The organism is Streptomyces sp. NPDC034103, assembly GCF_055575395.1.
The window spans coordinates 482045-497827 of sequence record NZ_JBVISS010000001.1; the positions used below are offsets into that span (position 1 = coordinate 482045).

At 71.9% G+C, this 15783-nt stretch carries 11 protein-coding genes; 5 read left to right on the plus strand and 6 right to left on the minus strand.

Going from position 1 to position 15783, the window contains the following annotated elements; genetic code table 11:
* Positions 1-120 precede the first annotated feature (120 nt).
* The 4 genes from ACZ56U_RS02140 to ACZ56U_RS02155 all read left to right on the plus strand — a co-directional run bounded on the left by ACZ56U_RS02140 (position 121) and on the right by ACZ56U_RS02155 (position 7008).
* A complete protein-coding gene (locus tag ACZ56U_RS02140; RefSeq protein ID WP_469082098.1) occupies positions 121-2493 on the plus strand; it encodes a glycoside hydrolase family 2 protein in 2373 nt (790 codons plus the stop codon).
* A complete protein-coding gene (locus ACZ56U_RS02145; RefSeq protein WP_469082099.1) occupies positions 2490-3527 on the plus strand; it encodes a LacI family DNA-binding transcriptional regulator in 1038 nt (345 codons plus the stop codon). Before ACZ56U_RS02140 ends, ACZ56U_RS02145 begins: the two co-directional genes overlap by 4 nt.
* Before the next feature lie 128 nt (positions 3528-3655).
* The gene (locus ACZ56U_RS02150) at positions 3656-4882 is read left to right on the plus strand and encodes a thiolase family protein (protein ID WP_391233813.1); all 1227 of its coding nucleotides are present in this window, start codon (positions 3656-3658) and stop codon (positions 4880-4882) included.
* On the plus strand, positions 4879-7008 hold the full coding sequence (locus ACZ56U_RS02155) for a 3-hydroxyacyl-CoA dehydrogenase NAD-binding domain-containing protein (RefSeq protein ID WP_469082100.1): 2130 nt from the start codon (positions 4879-4881) through the stop codon (positions 7006-7008). Before ACZ56U_RS02150 ends, ACZ56U_RS02155 begins: the two co-directional genes overlap by 4 nt.
* Positions 7009-7172: 164 nt before the next feature.
* On the opposite strand, the gene ACZ56U_RS02160 is transcribed toward ACZ56U_RS02155, so the two are convergent.
* The gene (locus ACZ56U_RS02160; protein WP_469082101.1) at positions 7173-8192 is read right to left on the minus strand and encodes a hypothetical protein; all 1020 of its coding nucleotides are present in this window, start codon (positions 8190-8192) and stop codon (positions 7173-7175) included.
* Positions 8193-8296: 104 nt separating this feature from the next.
* On the opposite strand from ACZ56U_RS02160, the gene ACZ56U_RS02165 reads away from it, so the two are divergent.
* On the plus strand, positions 8297-8686 hold the full coding sequence (locus ACZ56U_RS02165; RefSeq protein WP_469082102.1) for a PIN domain-containing protein: 390 nt from the start codon (positions 8297-8299) through the stop codon (positions 8684-8686).
* Here ACZ56U_RS02165 and ACZ56U_RS02170 read toward each other — a convergent pair.
* The 5 genes from ACZ56U_RS02170 to dxs form a co-directional block, all read right to left on the minus strand.
* Positions 8640-9092 carry an AAC(3) family N-acetyltransferase gene (locus ACZ56U_RS02170; protein ID WP_469082103.1) on the minus strand — a complete coding sequence of 151 codons (453 nt, stop codon included), beginning with the start codon at positions 9090-9092 and terminating at the stop codon, positions 8640-8642. The two genes, ACZ56U_RS02165 and ACZ56U_RS02170, sit on opposite strands and share 47 nt — an antisense overlap.
* A 6-nt stretch (positions 9093-9098) precedes the next feature.
* Entirely contained in the window at positions 9099-11561 is a 2463-nt protein-coding gene (locus tag ACZ56U_RS02175; RefSeq protein ID WP_469082104.1) for an FxsB family cyclophane-forming radical SAM/SPASM peptide maturase, read from the minus strand.
* Positions 11562-11583: 22 nt separating this feature from the next.
* Positions 11584-11775, minus strand: coding sequence for a hypothetical protein (locus ACZ56U_RS02180; protein WP_469082105.1), 192 nt, complete (start codon positions 11773-11775; stop codon positions 11584-11586).
* 271 nt (positions 11776-12046) lie between these two features.
* On the minus strand, positions 12047-13570 hold the full coding sequence (locus ACZ56U_RS02185; protein ID WP_469082106.1) for an amino acid permease: 1524 nt from the start codon (positions 13568-13570) through the stop codon (positions 12047-12049).
* 142 nt (positions 13571-13712) lie between these two features.
* The gene (dxs, locus tag ACZ56U_RS02190) at positions 13713-15635 is read right to left on the minus strand and encodes a 1-deoxy-D-xylulose-5-phosphate synthase (RefSeq protein ID WP_469082107.1); all 1923 of its coding nucleotides are present in this window, start codon (positions 15633-15635) and stop codon (positions 13713-13715) included.
* Between the last annotated feature and the right edge of the window lie 148 nt (positions 15636-15783).

The following is a 15783-nucleotide window of genomic DNA, read 5'->3' on the forward strand; positions in this document are numbered from 1 at the left end:
GTGCGGGTTGGCTGGTTCGGAACTCTGACAGCGTTGTCTTAACCGGTAAAGTCCCTATCCCGCCAACGATGCCAAAAAGTGTCCGCAGCACTGGACTTGATCGGTTTAGGGAGTGCGTACATGCTTCAGGCCACACCGCTCACCGAGGGCTGGACCCTGCTGCACGACCGGGCCGCGCTCCCGGCCGCCGTGCCGGGCTGCGTCCACACCGATCTGCTGGCGGCCGGGGTGATCCCGGACCCCTTTCTCGGGCGGAACGAGACCGAGGTGGCGTGGGTGGGGCGGCGGGAGTGGACGTACGAGACGGATCTGCGCGCCGCGCCGGGTGCCGCGGGGCACGAGCAGACCGACCTGGTCTTCGAGGGGCTCGACACGGCCGCCGAAGTCCGGCTGGACGGACGGCTGCTGGGGCGCACTCGGAACATGCACCGCTCCTACCGCTTCGACGTGACCGGTCTGGAGGGGCGGCTCTCGGTGCGGTTCGCCTCCGCCTACGCCGAGGCCGAGGCGGTGCGCGGGAGGCTCGGGGAGCGGCCTGCCGCGTACGACGAGCCCTTCCAGTACATCCGCAAGATGGCCTGTTCCTTCGGCTGGGACTGGGGGCCGACGCTGGTGACGGCCGGGATCTGGCGGCCGGCCCGTCTGGAGCACTGGTCGACGGCCCGGATCGCCCGGGTGCGACCGCTGGTCACCGTTGATGTCGAACACAGCCTGGGTGTCGCGGAGTTGGCGGTCGACGTCGAGCGGACCCGGGTCGAGGCACCGCTCGACGTGGTGGCCACCGTGGGTGGGGTGCGGGTGCGCGCCGCGGTCGACGGGGCGAGCGGGGTCGTACGGCTCGACGTGCCGGACGTGGCCCTGTGGTGGCCGCGCGGGTACGGGGACCAGCCGCTGTACGACGTGGAGGTGACGCTGCTGCACGGGGACGCCGTGCTCGACGTGTGGCGGCGGCGGATCGGCTTCCGCACGGTCGAGCTGGACCGGTCGGCGGACGAGCACGGCACCGGGTTCACCTTCGTCGTCAACGGCACGCGGCTCTTCGCTCGGGGGGTCAACTGGATCCCGGACGACGTCTTCCCGTCCCGTGTCACCCGCGAGCGGTACCGGGAGCGGCTCGCGCAGGCCGCCGGGGCGGGGGTGGACCTCGTGCGGGTCTGGGGCGGCGGGATCTACGAGAGCGCCGACTTCTACGACGCCTGCGACGAGTTGGGCCTGCTGGTGTGGCAGGACTTCCCGTTCGCGTGCGCCGCCTATCCGGAGGAGCAGCCGCTGCGGGGCGAGGTGGAGGCGGAGGCGCGGGAGAACGTCGTACGGCTGATGCCGCACCCGTCGCTGGTGCTGTGGAACGGCAACAACGAGAACCTGTGGGGTTTCCGGGACTGGGGCTGGGAGGAGCGCCTCGCCGGGGACTCCTGGGGGGAGGGCTACTACCTGGGCGTACTGCCGCGGGTGGTGGCCGAGGTGGACCCCACGCGCCCGTACACGGCGGGCTCGCCCTGGTCCGGGTCCTGGGATCGGCATCCGAACGATCCGGCGCACGGGACGCACCACTCGTGGGAGGTGTGGAACCGGGAGGACTACGCGCGCTACCGGGCGGATGTGCCGCGGTTCATGGCCGAGTTCGGCTGGCAGGCGCCGCCCGCGTACGCCACCTTGCGGCGGGCGCTGCCGGGCGAGGAGCTCGCGGCGGACTCCCCCGGGATGCTGCACCACCAGAAGGCCGACGACGGCAACGGCAAGCTGCGGCGCGGACTGGAACGCCATTTCGCCTTCCCCGAGGGCGACTTCGACCGCTGGCACTACCTCACCCAGGTCAACCAGGCGCGGGCGGTGGCCACCGGGATCGAGCACTGGCGCGCGCACTGGCCGGTGTGCGCGGGGACGGTGCTCTGGCAGCTCAACGACTGCTGGCCGGTGACGAGTTGGGCGGCGATCGACGGAGACGGACGGGAGAAGCCGCTCTACCACGAGCTGCGGCGGCTGTACGCGGACCGGCTGTTGACGGTCCAGGAGGGTCGGGTGGCCGTCGTCAACCAGGCCCCGGAGGCGTGGACGGGGGTACTGCGGCTGCGGCGGATGTCGGTCGAGGGGGCGCTGATCGGCGAGGAGAGGGTGGAGTTCGGCGCCGGAGGGCGGACGGTGGCGCGTGTCGAGGTGCCGAAGGGGCTGGCGCCGGTCGGGGCGAAGGAGTTCCTCGTCGCGGACGCGGACGGGCTGCGGGCCCTGCACTTTCCCGAGGCGGACCGCGACATCCCCTACCCGCGACCGGAGTTCGACGTCGCGCTCGTGCCGGGCGGCATCCGGGTGACGGCCCGGACCCTCGTACGGGATCTGCTGTTGCAGGCCGACCGGCTGGATCCGGACGCGGCCGCCGACCGGGGGCTGGTCACGCTGCTGCCGGGCGAACAGGTGACCATCGGGGTCCGTGGCTGGAAGACTCCTGATCCGGTCGCCGCCCGATCCGCCCTGTACTGCCTGGAGCCCAGCCGATGACAGCCCAGCCGGCCCCTCGCGTCACCATCAAGGACGTCGCCGCGCGCGCCGGTGTGTCCAAGGGGGCCGTGTCGCTCGCGTTCAACCACAAGCCGGGGCTGTCGGAGGCGACCCGGGACCGGATCTTCGAGGCCGCGCGGGAGCTGGGCTGGGCGCCGAACCTCACCGCGCGGACGCTCGCCGGGTCGCGGGTGGACGTGGTGGGCCTCGCGATCTGCCGGCCGGCGCGGCTGCTGGGGCTGGAGCCCTTCTACATGGAGTTCATCTCGGGTGTGGAGAGCGTGCTGACCGAGCGGTCCTGCTCGTTGCTGCTGCGGCTGGTGCGGAACGTGGAGGAGGAGGCCGGGCTGCTGGAGAGCTGGTGGCGCGGGCGGCAGATCGGCGGGGCGATCCTCGTGGACTTCCGGCCGGACGACCCCCGGGTGGGGGTGGCGGAGCGACTGGGGCTGCCCGTGGTCGGCGTAGGGCATCCGTCGCTGACCGGGGGCCTGACGTCCGTGTGGACCGACGACGCGACCGCCGTGACCGAGGCGGTGCGGTATCTGGCGGCGCTCGGGCACCGGCGGATCGCCCGGGTCGGGGGCGCGGCGGCGCTCGGGCACACCGCGGCTCGCACGGCCGCCTTCGACGAGGCGGCGCGGACGCTGGAGCTGGCCGGGGCGTGGCAGGTGACCACCGACTACTCGGGGGAGGCGGGGGCGCGGGCGACGCGGTCGATGCTGGCGGCGGACGCGGCGGACCGGCCGACCGCGATCGTGTACGACAACGACATCATGGCGGTGGCGGGGCTGTCGGTGGCCGCGGAGATGGGGTTGCGGGTGCCCGACGACGTGTCGCTGCTGGCGTGGGACGACTCGCAGCTGTGCCGGCTCACGCATCCGACGCTGTCCGCCATGAGTCATGACGTGCACGGATTCGGCGCGGACGTGGCCCGTACCCTGTTCGGAGCAATCATGGGGGACGGTCCGGGCTCGCACCCGGTGCCCACTCCGGTGCTCACCCCGCGCGGTTCGACCGCTCCCCCGCGGGTGTGACCTTCGCCGCTCCCCCCTCCAGGACTGTGCAGCTACGTTACCCACAAGTAGCATGGGCCTGAGCGCGCGCTCAGCGCTTGCGCTTGCGCCGTGCAGCAGTGCCATCCCGCATCTGGAGGAGAGCCATCGTGCCTCGTACCGTCAGGGACGTCGTCTTCGTCGACGGCGTCCGCACCCCGTTCGGCAAGGCGGGCCCGAAGGGCATCTACCACGAGACCCGCGCCGACGACCTCGTCGTGAAGGCGATCCGGGAGCTGCTGCGCCGCAACCCGGGTCTGGACCCGAAGAAGATCGACGAGGTCGCCATCGCCGCGACCACCCAGATCGGTGACCAGGGTCTGACCATCGGCCGCACGGCCGGCATCCTCGCCGGTCTGCCGCAGTCGGTGCCCGGCTACTCGATCGACCGCATGTGCGCCGGCGCCCTGACCGCCGTCACCTCGGTCGCCGGTTCGGTCGCCTTCGGCGCGTACGACATCGCCATCGCCGGTGGTGTCGAGCACATGGGCCGCCACCCCATGGGTGAGGGCGTCGACCCCAACCCGCGCTTCGTCTCCGAGAAGCTGGTCGACGAGTCCGCCCTGTTCATGGGCATGACCGCCGAGAACCTGCACGACCGGTACCCGACGATCACCAAGCAGCGCGCCGACGAGTACGCCGTGCGCTCGCAGGAGAAGGCCGCCAAGGCGTACGCCAACGGCAAGATCCAGGCCGACCTGGTGCCGATCTCGGTGCGCCGCACGAACCCGGAGGCCGGTGAGACCGGCTGGGGCCTGGTCACCGCCGATGAGCCGATGCGCCCGGGCACGACCCTCGAGAACCTCACCGGCCTGAAGACGCCGTTCCGCGTCCACGGCCGCGTGACCGCGGGCAACGCCGCCGGTCTCAACGACGGTGCCACCGCCTCGCTCATCGCCTCCGAGGACTTCGCCCGCGAGAACGACCTCCCGGTGAAGATGCGCCTGGTCTCCTACTCCTTCGCGGGTGTGGAGCCGGAGGTCATGGGCTACGGCCCGATCCCGGCCACCGAGAAGGCCCTCGCCCAGGCGGGTCTGTCGATCTCCGACATCGGTCTGTTCGAGATCAACGAGGCCTTCGCCGTCCAGGTGCTGGCCTTCCTGGAGCACTACGGCATCGCCGACGACGACGCGCGCGTGAACCAGTACGGCGGCGCCATCGCCTTCGGTCACCCGCTGGCCTCGTCGGGCGTGCGTCTGATGACGCAGCTCGCCCGCCAGTTCGAGGAGCAGCCGGAGGTCCGCTACGGCCTCACCACCATGTGCGTCGGCTTCGGCATGGGCGCCACGGTGATCTGGGAGAACCCGAACCACAAGGACGCCGGAGGCGACAAGTGAGCACCACCGCTGAGCTTCTGAAGGGTGCGGCCGAGCTGTTCCCCGACGAGGTCGTGACGTCCGCGCACGTACGCCACCTCGACCTGCCGTTCGGCGCCGGGCGCTTCGCGCTCATCACGCTGGACAACGGCTTCGACCACACCAAGCCGACCACCTTCGGCCCGGCCTCGCTGGCGAACCTCAACACCGCCATCGACCAGGTCGAGAAGGAGGCCGCGGCCGGCGAGATCGTCGGTGTCGGCATCACCGGCAAGCCGTTCATCTTCGCGGTCGGCGCCGACCTCAAGGGCGTCGAGCTCCTCAAGGAGCACAAGGACGCGCTCGCCATCGGCAAGGGCGGCCACGAGGTCTTCAAGCGCCTCGCCGGCATCGCGGTCCCGACCTTCGCGTACTACAACGGCGCCGCCATGGGCGGTGGCGTCGAGGTCGGCCTGCACTGCACCTACCGCACGGTGTCCGCGGCCCTGCCCGCCTTCTCGCTCCCCGAGGTCTTCCTCGGCCTGGTCCCCGGCTGGGGTGGCTGCACCCTGCTGCCGAACCTGATCGGCGCCGAGAAGGCCGTCTCGGTCATCATCGAGAACAGCCTCAACCAGAACAAGCAGCTCAAGGGCGCCCAGGTCTACGAACTGGGCATCGCCGACGCGCTGTTCGAGGGCGCGGACTTCCTGGAGCAGTCCCTGCTGTGGACGGCGTCCGTCCTCAAGGGCGAGATCGTCATCGACCGTCCGGCGATCGACCGCGGCGAGGCCTGGGACCAGGCCGTCGCCAAGGGCCGCTTCATCGCGGACTCCAAGGTGCACGGGGCCGCCCCGGCCGCCTACCGCGCCCTGGACATCATCGCCGCCGCCAAGAACGGCGACCTCCAGCAGGGCTACGACGCCGAGGACCTCGCCCTCGCCGACCTGATCATGGGCGGTGAACTGCGCGCCGGCATCTACGCCTTCAACCTGGTGCAGAAGCGCGGCAAGCGTCCCGCGGGCGCCCCGGACAAGAACCTGGCCCGCCCGGTCACCAAGGTCGGTGTCGTCGGCGCCGGTCTGATGGCCTCCCAGCTCGCGCTGCTCTTCCTGCGCCGCCTGGAGGTGCCGGTCGTGCTGACCGACATCGACCAGGAGCGCGTCGACAAGGGTGTGGGCTACGTCCACGCCGAGATCGACAAGCTGCTCGGCAAGGGCCGTATCAACCAGGACAAGGCCAACCGCCTCAAGGCCCTGGTCACCGGTGTGCTGGACAAGGCGGAGGGCTTCTCCGACGCGGACTTCGTCATCGAGGCCGTGTTCGAGGAGATCGGCGTCAAGCAGCAGGTCTTCGCGGAGGTCGAGGCGGTCGCCCCGGCGCACGCGATCCTCGCCACCAACACCTCCTCGCTGTCGGTGTCGGAGATGGCGTCGAAGCTCAAGCACCCCGAGCGGGTCGTGGGCTTCCACTTCTTCAACCCGGTCGCGATCCTCCCGCTCCTGGAGATCGTGCGCGGCGAGCAGACCGACGACGCGTCCCTGGCCACGGCCTTCGCCGTCGCCAAGAAGCTGAAGAAGACCGCGGTGCTGACGAAGGACGCCCCGGCGTTCGTCGTGAACCGCATCCTCACCCGCTTCATGGGCGAGATCCAGAACGTCATCGACGAGGGCACCCCGGTCGCCGTGGCGGAGAAGGCGGTGGAGCCCCTGGGCCTGCCGATGTCTCCGCTCGTCCTCCTGGAGCTGGTCGGTCCCGCGATCGGTCTGCACGTCTCCGAGACCCTGAACCGGGCCTTCCCGGACCGCTTCACGGTCTCCCCGAACCTCGCGGCGGTCGTCAAGGCGGGCAAGCGCGGCTTCTACGTCTACGACTCCGGCAAGCCGGAGCTGGACCCCGAGGTCGCCGCGCTCCTCAAGCAGGGCGATGTCGTCCTGACCGAGGAGCAGGTGCGGGACCGGGTGCTGGACGCCGTCGCCCAGGAGATCGGGCTCATGCTCGACGAGGGTGTCGTCGCCGAGGCGCAGGACATCGACCTCTGCCTGATCACGGGCGCCGGCTGGCCCTTCCACCTGGGCGGCATCACGCCGTACCTGGACCGCGAGGGTGTCTCGGAGCGCGTCAACGGCAAGAGGTTCCTGGAGCCGGGTGTGGCCAGCGTCCCCGCGTAGCGCTCCGCTGTGAACGCCGGTGCCCCGCATGCCGTTTCGGTGTGCGGGGCACCGGCGTTCGCGTGCGGCACAGGCGTTTTCTCGCCCCCGCCGCCCCTACCCTTCCCGTCCCTAGGGGCTGCGCCCCCAGACCCCCTGAAAGATTGCGCAGTTCCCCGCGCCCCTTAGAGTCCTCGCCACGCCTCCAATGCCAGGCCCGGCTCGTTCTTCCTTCGGGTCAGCAGGAGTTGGCCGGACGACGGGGAGAGGGTCGCCGCGACCACCCTGCCGTTCTCGTCCGTCGTCAGTGACACCTCCGCGTCCGCCGGGAGCGCCGGGCCCGACTCCGCCCACCACGCGCCCGCCGACTCCTGCTCGGTGGGGTACGCGGCGAAGGCCACGCGGCCGCTGGAGGAGCGCTGGGCGAGCAACGTGCAGTCGTGGCCGTCGAGTTCGCAGCGCACGGCGGAGACCGGGCCGGGGCCCGCCGAGGGGAGCAGGGTGCGGGATTTGCCGCCCGGACGCCAGGCGCACAGGTCGCCGGAGCCGTCGGTGTAGAAGAGCGTGGTGTGTTCGGCGGACGTGGCGAGCGCGTGCAGGGTGCCCGGGCGGACCGGGCTCTCCAGCGCCTCCCCGAGGACCGGTTGCGCGCCCGGTTTCTCCTGACGCCAGTGAAGGACGCCGCCGGGGACGGCCGCGTACACCTCCACGCGCCCCGACTCCCCCGTCACCGCCGCCAGGTCCTCCTGGACCTCGCTGCCCTTGAGGTCGCGCCAGGGGTCCCAGCCGCCCTTCTCCTTCTGCGCGACCATGCTCACCCCGCCGCCCCTGTTGCGGACGAAGACATGGGCGCGGCCCTGGGCGTCGACCGCGACGGCGGGGGTGCCGGTGCGGGCGCCGGTCTTGTTGGGGTGGCCGATCGGGGTCCAGTCGAGGGCGGCGAGGCGTGGCCGGAAGTGGGTGGAGTGCACGAGCCCCGCCTCACCGGGTTTCGTGGGACGCCAGGAGACCAGATGGGCGTAACCGTCCGCGCCCTGGCCGATCGCGGGCCCGGGGCGCAGTTTCTGGTCGCCGCCCACCGTGCGCGCCGTCGCTTCCCACGGGCCGCCGGGCGCGAGTTCGGCCCGGCACAATATGGCCTCGCCGGACGGCAGATAGACACTGAGCCGGCCGTCTCGGCCGCGGAGGAGCCAGTCGCCGTTCACCGGTTCACTCTATGCGGGGGTCCTTGAGCCCTGCCTGGTCGGCCCCCCACTCACCTTCCCCGTCGGCGTCGACGCCCACTCCCCCGTGCTGACACCCTGGACCCATGAATTCCGAAGCGCCCCTCCTCGTGATCGTCGATGCCGCGAACGTCGTCGGGTCGGTGCCCGACGGGTGGTGGCGGGACCGGCGAGGGGCCGCGGAGCGGCTGCGGGACCGGCTGGCGTCGGACGGGGTGCCGGGGCGGGACGGGCCCGTGGAGATCGTGCTCGTGGTCGAGGGTGCGGCGCGGGGGGTGGAGTCCGTGCCGGGGGTCCGGGTGGAGGCGGCGCCGGGCAGCGGGGACGACAGAATGGTCGAACTGGTGGCCGAAGCGAATGGCCGCCGGATTCTCGTCGTCACGGCGGACCGGGAACTGCGCGAAAGGGTGACGAATCTCGGGGCCGAGGTCACCGGGCCTCGGTCGGTGCGCGGTCAGGGGCGTGGCCGGACGTGACGCGGGTGGCCCCCGGCCCCAGCGCGGCGAAGGACGTCTGCGGGTGAGTGCTGCGCGTGGCTCCCGGAGTGACCCGCACCTCCTCCGCCAGCCGCCCCATGCCCTGCGAGGGCGTAGAAGCCGCGCTGAAGGGCTCCATGTGCTCACGGTAGGACAGAAGTTGATGTGATGTCAGGCCTTGCGTCATGCGGAGATACGTCCGTGATGTCAGCGAATTCCCCTCGGTGAACGTGGGCACCACGAGGGTGCCCTCGGGGCCGAGCGCGTCCCGGAACGCGCGCAGCACCGCGGCGCCGCCGCCACGCACCGGACCCACGGCCCGGAAGGAGGAGTGCAGCAGCACTGTCATGCCCTTCTCGACGCCGAGTGCCCGCAGTCGGGCGGTGAGACAGGCCGCTGTTCTCATCCGCCGTCAGCCGCGCAGCCGGGCGGCCATCCTGCGGCCGGCCGGGGTGAGGCCGTCGTAGGGGATGGCCCCGGCGGGCAGTCGGCCCAGGTACGCGGACCGCAGCAGCTGCCCGGCCTCGGCGCTGCCGGCGAGGTCGAAGAGGTCCGACAGGGCGTTGAACTTCATCTGCTGCACTCCCTCCACGATGAGGCCGGCCAGCGCCACGGCGGTGTCCGGCAGCGCGAGTCCGAGGGCCCCGAAGGCGTACGGATCCGCGGCCACCCGGCCCGGCGCGCCGGCGTCGTGCAGCGGGGTGCACGCGGCGAACAGCACGCGCACCCCTGGGCCGCGGCCGGCGTGGCGGGCCCGCAGATGCACGGCCGCCTCGGTGAACAGGCCGAGCCAGCGCGCGTACTCACCCTCGTCCAATGCGGGGGTGGGGCGGAGGCCGCCGGGCCAGCCACCACCGGGGAGGCCGGCGATCCGAGGAGCGGCGCAGGAGCCGCCAGGGCCGGAGCCCTCCGGGCGCGGGTGCGCGGCCGGGGCGACGACACCCGGCTCCGCGGTGAAGCCGTCGCGGTACGGGCCGGCGATCCGAGGAGCGGCCGAGGAGCCGCCAGGGCCCGAACCCTCCGGGCGGGGGTCCTCGGCCGGGCCCGCGGTGAAGCCGTCGCGGTACGGGCCGGCGAGCCGAGGAGCGGCCGAGGAGCCGCCAGAGCCCGAACCCTCCGGGCGGGGGGCCTCGGCCGGGCCCGCGGCACCCGGCTCCGCGGTGAAGCCGTCGCGGTACGGGTCGGTGTCCTCCAGGAGGACGGTGAACTCGCCGGCGGCCAGGCGGCGTACGGGGTGCCAGGCGAAGCCGGAGTCGGTCGCCTCGGTGAGCGGGCGGGGCGGGTCGTCGGGCCGGGCGGCGACCAGCAGGGCGCCGGCGCGTGCGAGCAGGGTGACCGGTCCGGCGCCGGGCGGCAGGGCGAGCCGGCCGAATCCGGGCAGGTGCGCCCCCGTGGCCCCCTCCGGCAGGTCGGCGCGCAGTTCGGTGCCGGCCCGCAGCGCCGCCGCCACGGCGACCTCGCCGAGCCGTTGCCGTACCGCCGCCGCGGGCAGCCGCCCCTCGACGGCGCGCACCGCCCAGCTGCCGAGGTAGGGGTGGCGGACGGTCCGCGCGGTGTGCCGGGGCCACTGCCGGTCGAGCCGGGCCAGGGCGCTCGCCTCGGGCCCCGGATGCCGGGCGCACACGGCGGCGAGGAGCATCCGGCGGACGCTGGTCTCGGCGTCGGCGAGGGCGTGCAGCGCGGCGGGGTCGCCGTCGCCCGCGGCGAGGGAGTCGAAGGCGGGCGCGGTCAGGGTGTGCGTCCGGCGCGCCGGACGCGGGCGGGGGGCGTTCAGCACGTGTCCGATCAGCCGGAAGAGGTCCTCGCAGTAGACGGAGGGGTTGTCGAATGCGTTGTCCGCGCGATGGCGGTGCCCGTACAGGCCGCCGCCGCAGATCCGCACCACTGGGCAGTCCCGGCACTGCCGGCTCAGTGCCTCCACTCCCCCGGCCTGGGCGAGGAAGCCGGGGTGGGCGGCCGCCTCGTCGAAGGAGTGCCGCAGGACGTGGAATCCGGTGCTGGGCGCCTCGGGTCCGGCTGTCTTGAGCCAGTCGGCCTGTTCGATCTCCCCGTCGGTCTCGATGACGACCAGGTCCGGGCTGCCGAGCCCGAGCGCCTCGGTGAAGGACTCCTGTCCCTCCCGGCCGGCCTCGATCGAGTCGAAGAGGCGGACCGGGAAGGGCCTGCCGTCGGCGGCCCAGCGGTCGTGGACGGCGATCAGCCAGCGGGCGTGCGCGGCCGGGTGGGCGGGGTCGGACGGTGGCGGCCGGTCCCAGGTGGCGTGCGGGAGCAGGAAGTCCACCCGCGGCGGGTCCAGGGCGGCGAGGGCCTCGTAGACGGCGACCGGGTCGTTGTCCACGTCGACGGTGCACAGCAGGCCGGCGAAGGCGTCGCGGTACTCGGGGGAGCTGATGAGGCGCACGGCCCTGACGACGGCGTCGTAGGAACCGGTGCCGTCCGGCCGCTTGCGGTGGCGGTCGTTGGCGGCGCGGTCGCCGTCGAGGGAGATGCCGGTGCTGATCCGCTCGCGGACCAGCATGCGGCACAGGGACTCGTCCAGTCGCAGGCCGTTGGTCTGCATGCGCAGATCCAGGTCGCACACGCCGTCCAGGGCGTCGCGCAGGTCCCGGGCCGTGCGGGCCAGCCGTCCGGCTCCGGCCAGCAGGGGCTCGCCGCCGTGCAGGACGACGTGCACGCGCGGGAGTTCGGGGTGGGCCCGGGCGTGCTCGGCGATCCGTGCCACGGCCGCGGCCGCCACCTCGTCCGGGATGACCCGCGGCCGGCGCCGCCAGCTCTGGTCGGCGTGGCGGTAGACGTAGCAGTGATCGCAGGCCAGGTCGCATCTGCTGTGCATCTTGAGGACGAACTGGCGGAATGCTCTTGTCCCCGCGGTCATCGGCCCTTGGCGCCCGGGACGGTCAGATGCTGGAGTTGAAGCCGCGGTCAGGCTGCCTGCCGGACGGCAGCAGTCTGCTGAGGGCTCGTGGGTCGAGAAGGCCGGGGCCGTCCAGCGGGACGCCCTCCCAGTCGGGCACTTCCGTGGCGAGCGGCGGGTGCGCCGCTCCTAACTCGTCCAGAACTGCACCGGACGCCTCTCCGCCGTTCGTCATTGCGGTCTCCTTCGCCGGTCCGTGGAATCGTGCCGGTCGGATCTCCACCGAGTGGAATCGCACGGAGAGTCGAGAGGTGGCTCCTCGTCACCACTCCCTCCATCATCCTGGCCGCTTCCGGTCGGGCACAAGGGCGGCAAAGGTTCCTTACGAGCCAGCTTCCGTACGGCAAGCGCCAGTTCCGGTCAGGACGGGACGGGTGGCGTACGGGTCCGGCCTCGTGCGGAGCGTGGGGCGCGCCGTACGAGGCCGGACCTGCGAGGGGTGGGGGCTACTTCGTGCCTCCGCCGGGCGGCGGCGCGGCCGGGTCCGCCGGTGCCCGCTCCCCGCGCCCGAGGCGGCTGTGGGAGCGGCCGTAGAGGAAGTACACGACGAAGCCGAGGACCATCCAGATCGCGAACCGCAGCCAGGTCTCGGCCGGCAGGTTGATCATCAGCCAGAGCGAGGCGAGGACCGACAGGATCGGCAGGACCGGCACCCACGGGGTGCGGAAGGACCGGTTCAGGTCGGGCCGGGTCCGCCGGAGGATGATCACGCCGATCGCGACGACCACGAACGCGAACAGCGTGCCGATGTTGACCAGTTCGGCGAGCTCGCTGAGCGGGGTGAAGCCGGCGACGATCGCGATGATCACACCGAGCAGGATGGTCGGCCGGTGCGGGGTCCGGAACCTCGGGTGGACGTGGGAGAAGAACGTGGGCAGCAGTCCGTCACGGCTCATCGCGAAGAAGACCCGGGTCTGACCCAGCAGCAGGATCATGCAGACCGTCGTCAGGCCGACCGCGGCGCCGAAGCTGATGAAGCCCGCGAACCAGGGATGCCCGGTGGCCTTGAAGGCGTCGGCGAGCGGCGCGGTGATCGACAGGTCGGTGTACTTCTGCATGCCGGTGACCACGATCGACACGGCGACGTAGAGGACCGTGCAGATGACGAGCGAGCCCAGGATGCCGCGCGGCATGTCCCGCTGCGGGTTCCTGGTCTCCTCCGCGGCCGTGGCCACCACGTCGAAGCCGATGAAGGCGAAGAAGACGACGGACGCGGCGGTGAAGATGCCCATCACACCGAAGTTGGAGGGCGCCCAGCCGAACATCAGCTGGATCAGGGGCGACTGGAGACTGTCACCGGCCGGCACGTCCTGCGCTTTGGGGATGAACGGGTCGTAGTTGTCGCCCTTGATGAAGAAGGCGCCCGCGACGATCACGGTCAGCACGACGGTCACCTTGATGGCGACGACGATCGAGGTGACCCGCGCGGAGAGCTTCGTGCCGAGGACGAGGACGCCGGTGAGCACCAGGACCAGCGCGGCGGCGAGGATGTCGAAGCCGAAGCCGTCGGCGCCGTCCCGGCCGCTGAGCACCTCGGGCAGATGCCAGCCCGCGTTGTCCAGCAGCGAGGCGATGTACCCGGACCAGCCGACGGCCACCACCGCCGTGCCGAGCGCGAACTCCAGGACCAGGTCCCAGCCGATGATCCAGGCGGGCAGTTCACCGAGGGAGGCGTAACTGAAGGTGTACGCCGACCCCGCCACCGGGACGGTGGAGGCGAACTCGGCGTAGCAGAGCGCGGCGAGCGCGCAGACGACGCCGGCCACGACGAAGGCCAGGGCGACGGCGGGGCCGGCGTTGTTCTTGGCGACCGTGCCGGTGAGGACGAAGATGCCGGTGCCGATGATGACCCCGACGCCGAAGACCGTCAGATCGAGCGCGGACAGGGATTTCTTCAGCGCGTGCTCGGGTTCCTCGGTATCGAGGATGGACTGCTCGACTCTCTTCGTCCGGAAGAGTGTGCTGCTCACGGGCGTACCTCCCACGCTGTGTCGTCCTCGACATGATTGAGAGGGGGCGTACTGCCTATGCCCCGGCGCGTGGTGATTCACGCGAATGGGCCGGTTTCACCACCCTTCGCGGTGGTGGAACCGGCCCATCCGGTGGTACGGGTCAGTCGCGCGCGGGCTCCGGCTCGGCGGTCGTGGCGCCGCTGTACCGGCCGTCCAGCTTGGAGACCAGACCGGTCACCTGGCGGGCGATGTCGGGCGCGGTCAGCCCGATCTCCGCCATGACCTCGGCACGCGAGGCGTGGTCGAGGAAGCGCGGCGGGATGCCGAAGTCGCGCAGCGGGACGTCGACGCCGGCGTCCCGCAGGGCCTGCGCGATCGCCGAACCGACGCCGCCGACACGGGAGTTGTCCTCGACGGTGACGACGACACGGTGGCGCTCGGCGAGCGGGGCCATGGCCTCGTCCACCGGCTTGACCCAGCGCGGGTCGACGACGGTGGTGGAGATGCCCTGCTTGTCGAGGAGCGAGGCGATCTCCAGGCACATGGGGGCCAGCGCGCCGATGGAGACCAGCAGCACGTCGGGCGTGTCCGTCCCCGGCTCGCGCAGCACGTCCATGCCGCCGACACGTCCCACGGCGGGGACGGCGGGGCCGACGGCGCCCTTGGAGAAGCGCACCACGGTCGGCGCGTCGTCGACCTTCACGGCCTCGCGCAGCTGGGCGCGCACCTGGTCGGCGTCGCGGGGCGCGGCGAGCCGCAGTCCCGGGACGACCTGGAGGATCGACATGTCCCACATGCCGTTGTGGGAGGCGCCGTCGGTGCCGGTGATGCCGGCCCGGTCCAGGACGAAGGTGACCCCGCACTTGTGCAGGGCGACGTCCATCAGGACCTGGTCGAAGGCGCGGTTGAGGAAGGTGGCGTAGACGGCGAAGACGGGGTGCACTCCCCCGGTGGCCAGGCCGGCCGCGGAGACGGCGCCGTGCTGCTCGGCGATGCCGACGTCGTAGACCCGCTCGGGGAACCTCTTGGCGAACCTGTCCAGGCCGACCGGCTGGAGCATGGCCGCGGTGATGGCGACGATGTCCTCGCGCTCCTCGCCGAGCTTGACCATCTCCTCGCCGAAGACGGAGGTCCAGTCGGCTCCCGCGGTGGCGATCGGCAGGCCCGTGTCGGGGTGGATCTTGCCGACGGCGTGGAAGCGGTCGGCCTCGTCCTGGAGGGCGGGCTGGTAGCCGCGGCCCTTCTCGGTGAGGCAGTGCACTATCACCGGGCCGCCGAAGCGCTTGGCGCGGGCCAGGGCGGACTCCAGCGCCTCGATGTCGTGGCCGTCGATGGGGCCGACGTACTTCAGGCCCAGGTCCTCGAACATGCCCTGCGGGGCGATGAAGTCCTTCAGGCCCTTCTTGGCGCCGTGGAGGGTCTCGTAGAGCGGCCTGCCGACGACCGGGGTGCGCTCCAGGAGGTCCTTGCCGCGGGCCAGGAAGCGCTCGTAGCCGTCGGTGGTGCGCAGGGTCGCCAGGTGGTTGGCGAGGCCGCCGATGGTCGGCGCGTAGGAGCGCTCGTTGTCGTTGACGACGATGACCAGCGGGCGGTCCTTGGCGTCGGCGATGTTGTTCAGCGCCTCCCAGGCCATGCCGCCGGTGAGCGCGCCGTCACCGATCACGGCGACGACGTGGTCGTCGCGTTTCTGGATCTGGTTGGCCTTGGCGAGGCCGTCGGCCCAGCCCAGGACGGTCGAGGCGTGGCTGTTCTCGATGACGTCGTGCTCGGACTCGGCCTGCGAGGGGTAGCCCGACAGGCCGCCCTTCATCTTCAGCCGGGAGAAGTCCTGGCGGCCGGTGAGCAGCTTGTGGACGTAGGACTGGTGTCCGGTGTCCCAGAGCACCTTGTCCTTCGGCGAGTCGAAGACGCGGTGCAGGGCGATGGTGAGCTCGACCACGCCGAGGTTCGGGCCGAGGTGGCCGCCGGTCTTGGAGACGGCGTCGACGAGGAAGGTCCGGATCTCCCCTGCCAGCTGGTCCAGCTCCTCCAGGCTGAGCCGGTCCAGATCGCGCGGTCCCCTGATGCGGGTCAGCAGCGGCACCCGTGCCTCCTTGCAGTAGAGCTGTTGCCGGGCTTGTCGAGTCTAATGTTCCGCCTGTGCGGGCGGTGCCCGGGAGGTGCGTCATACGTCACGCGATCGGCTGTACCCAAGATCACCAGTTCCTACGACATGAAAGAGCCCGGCACCG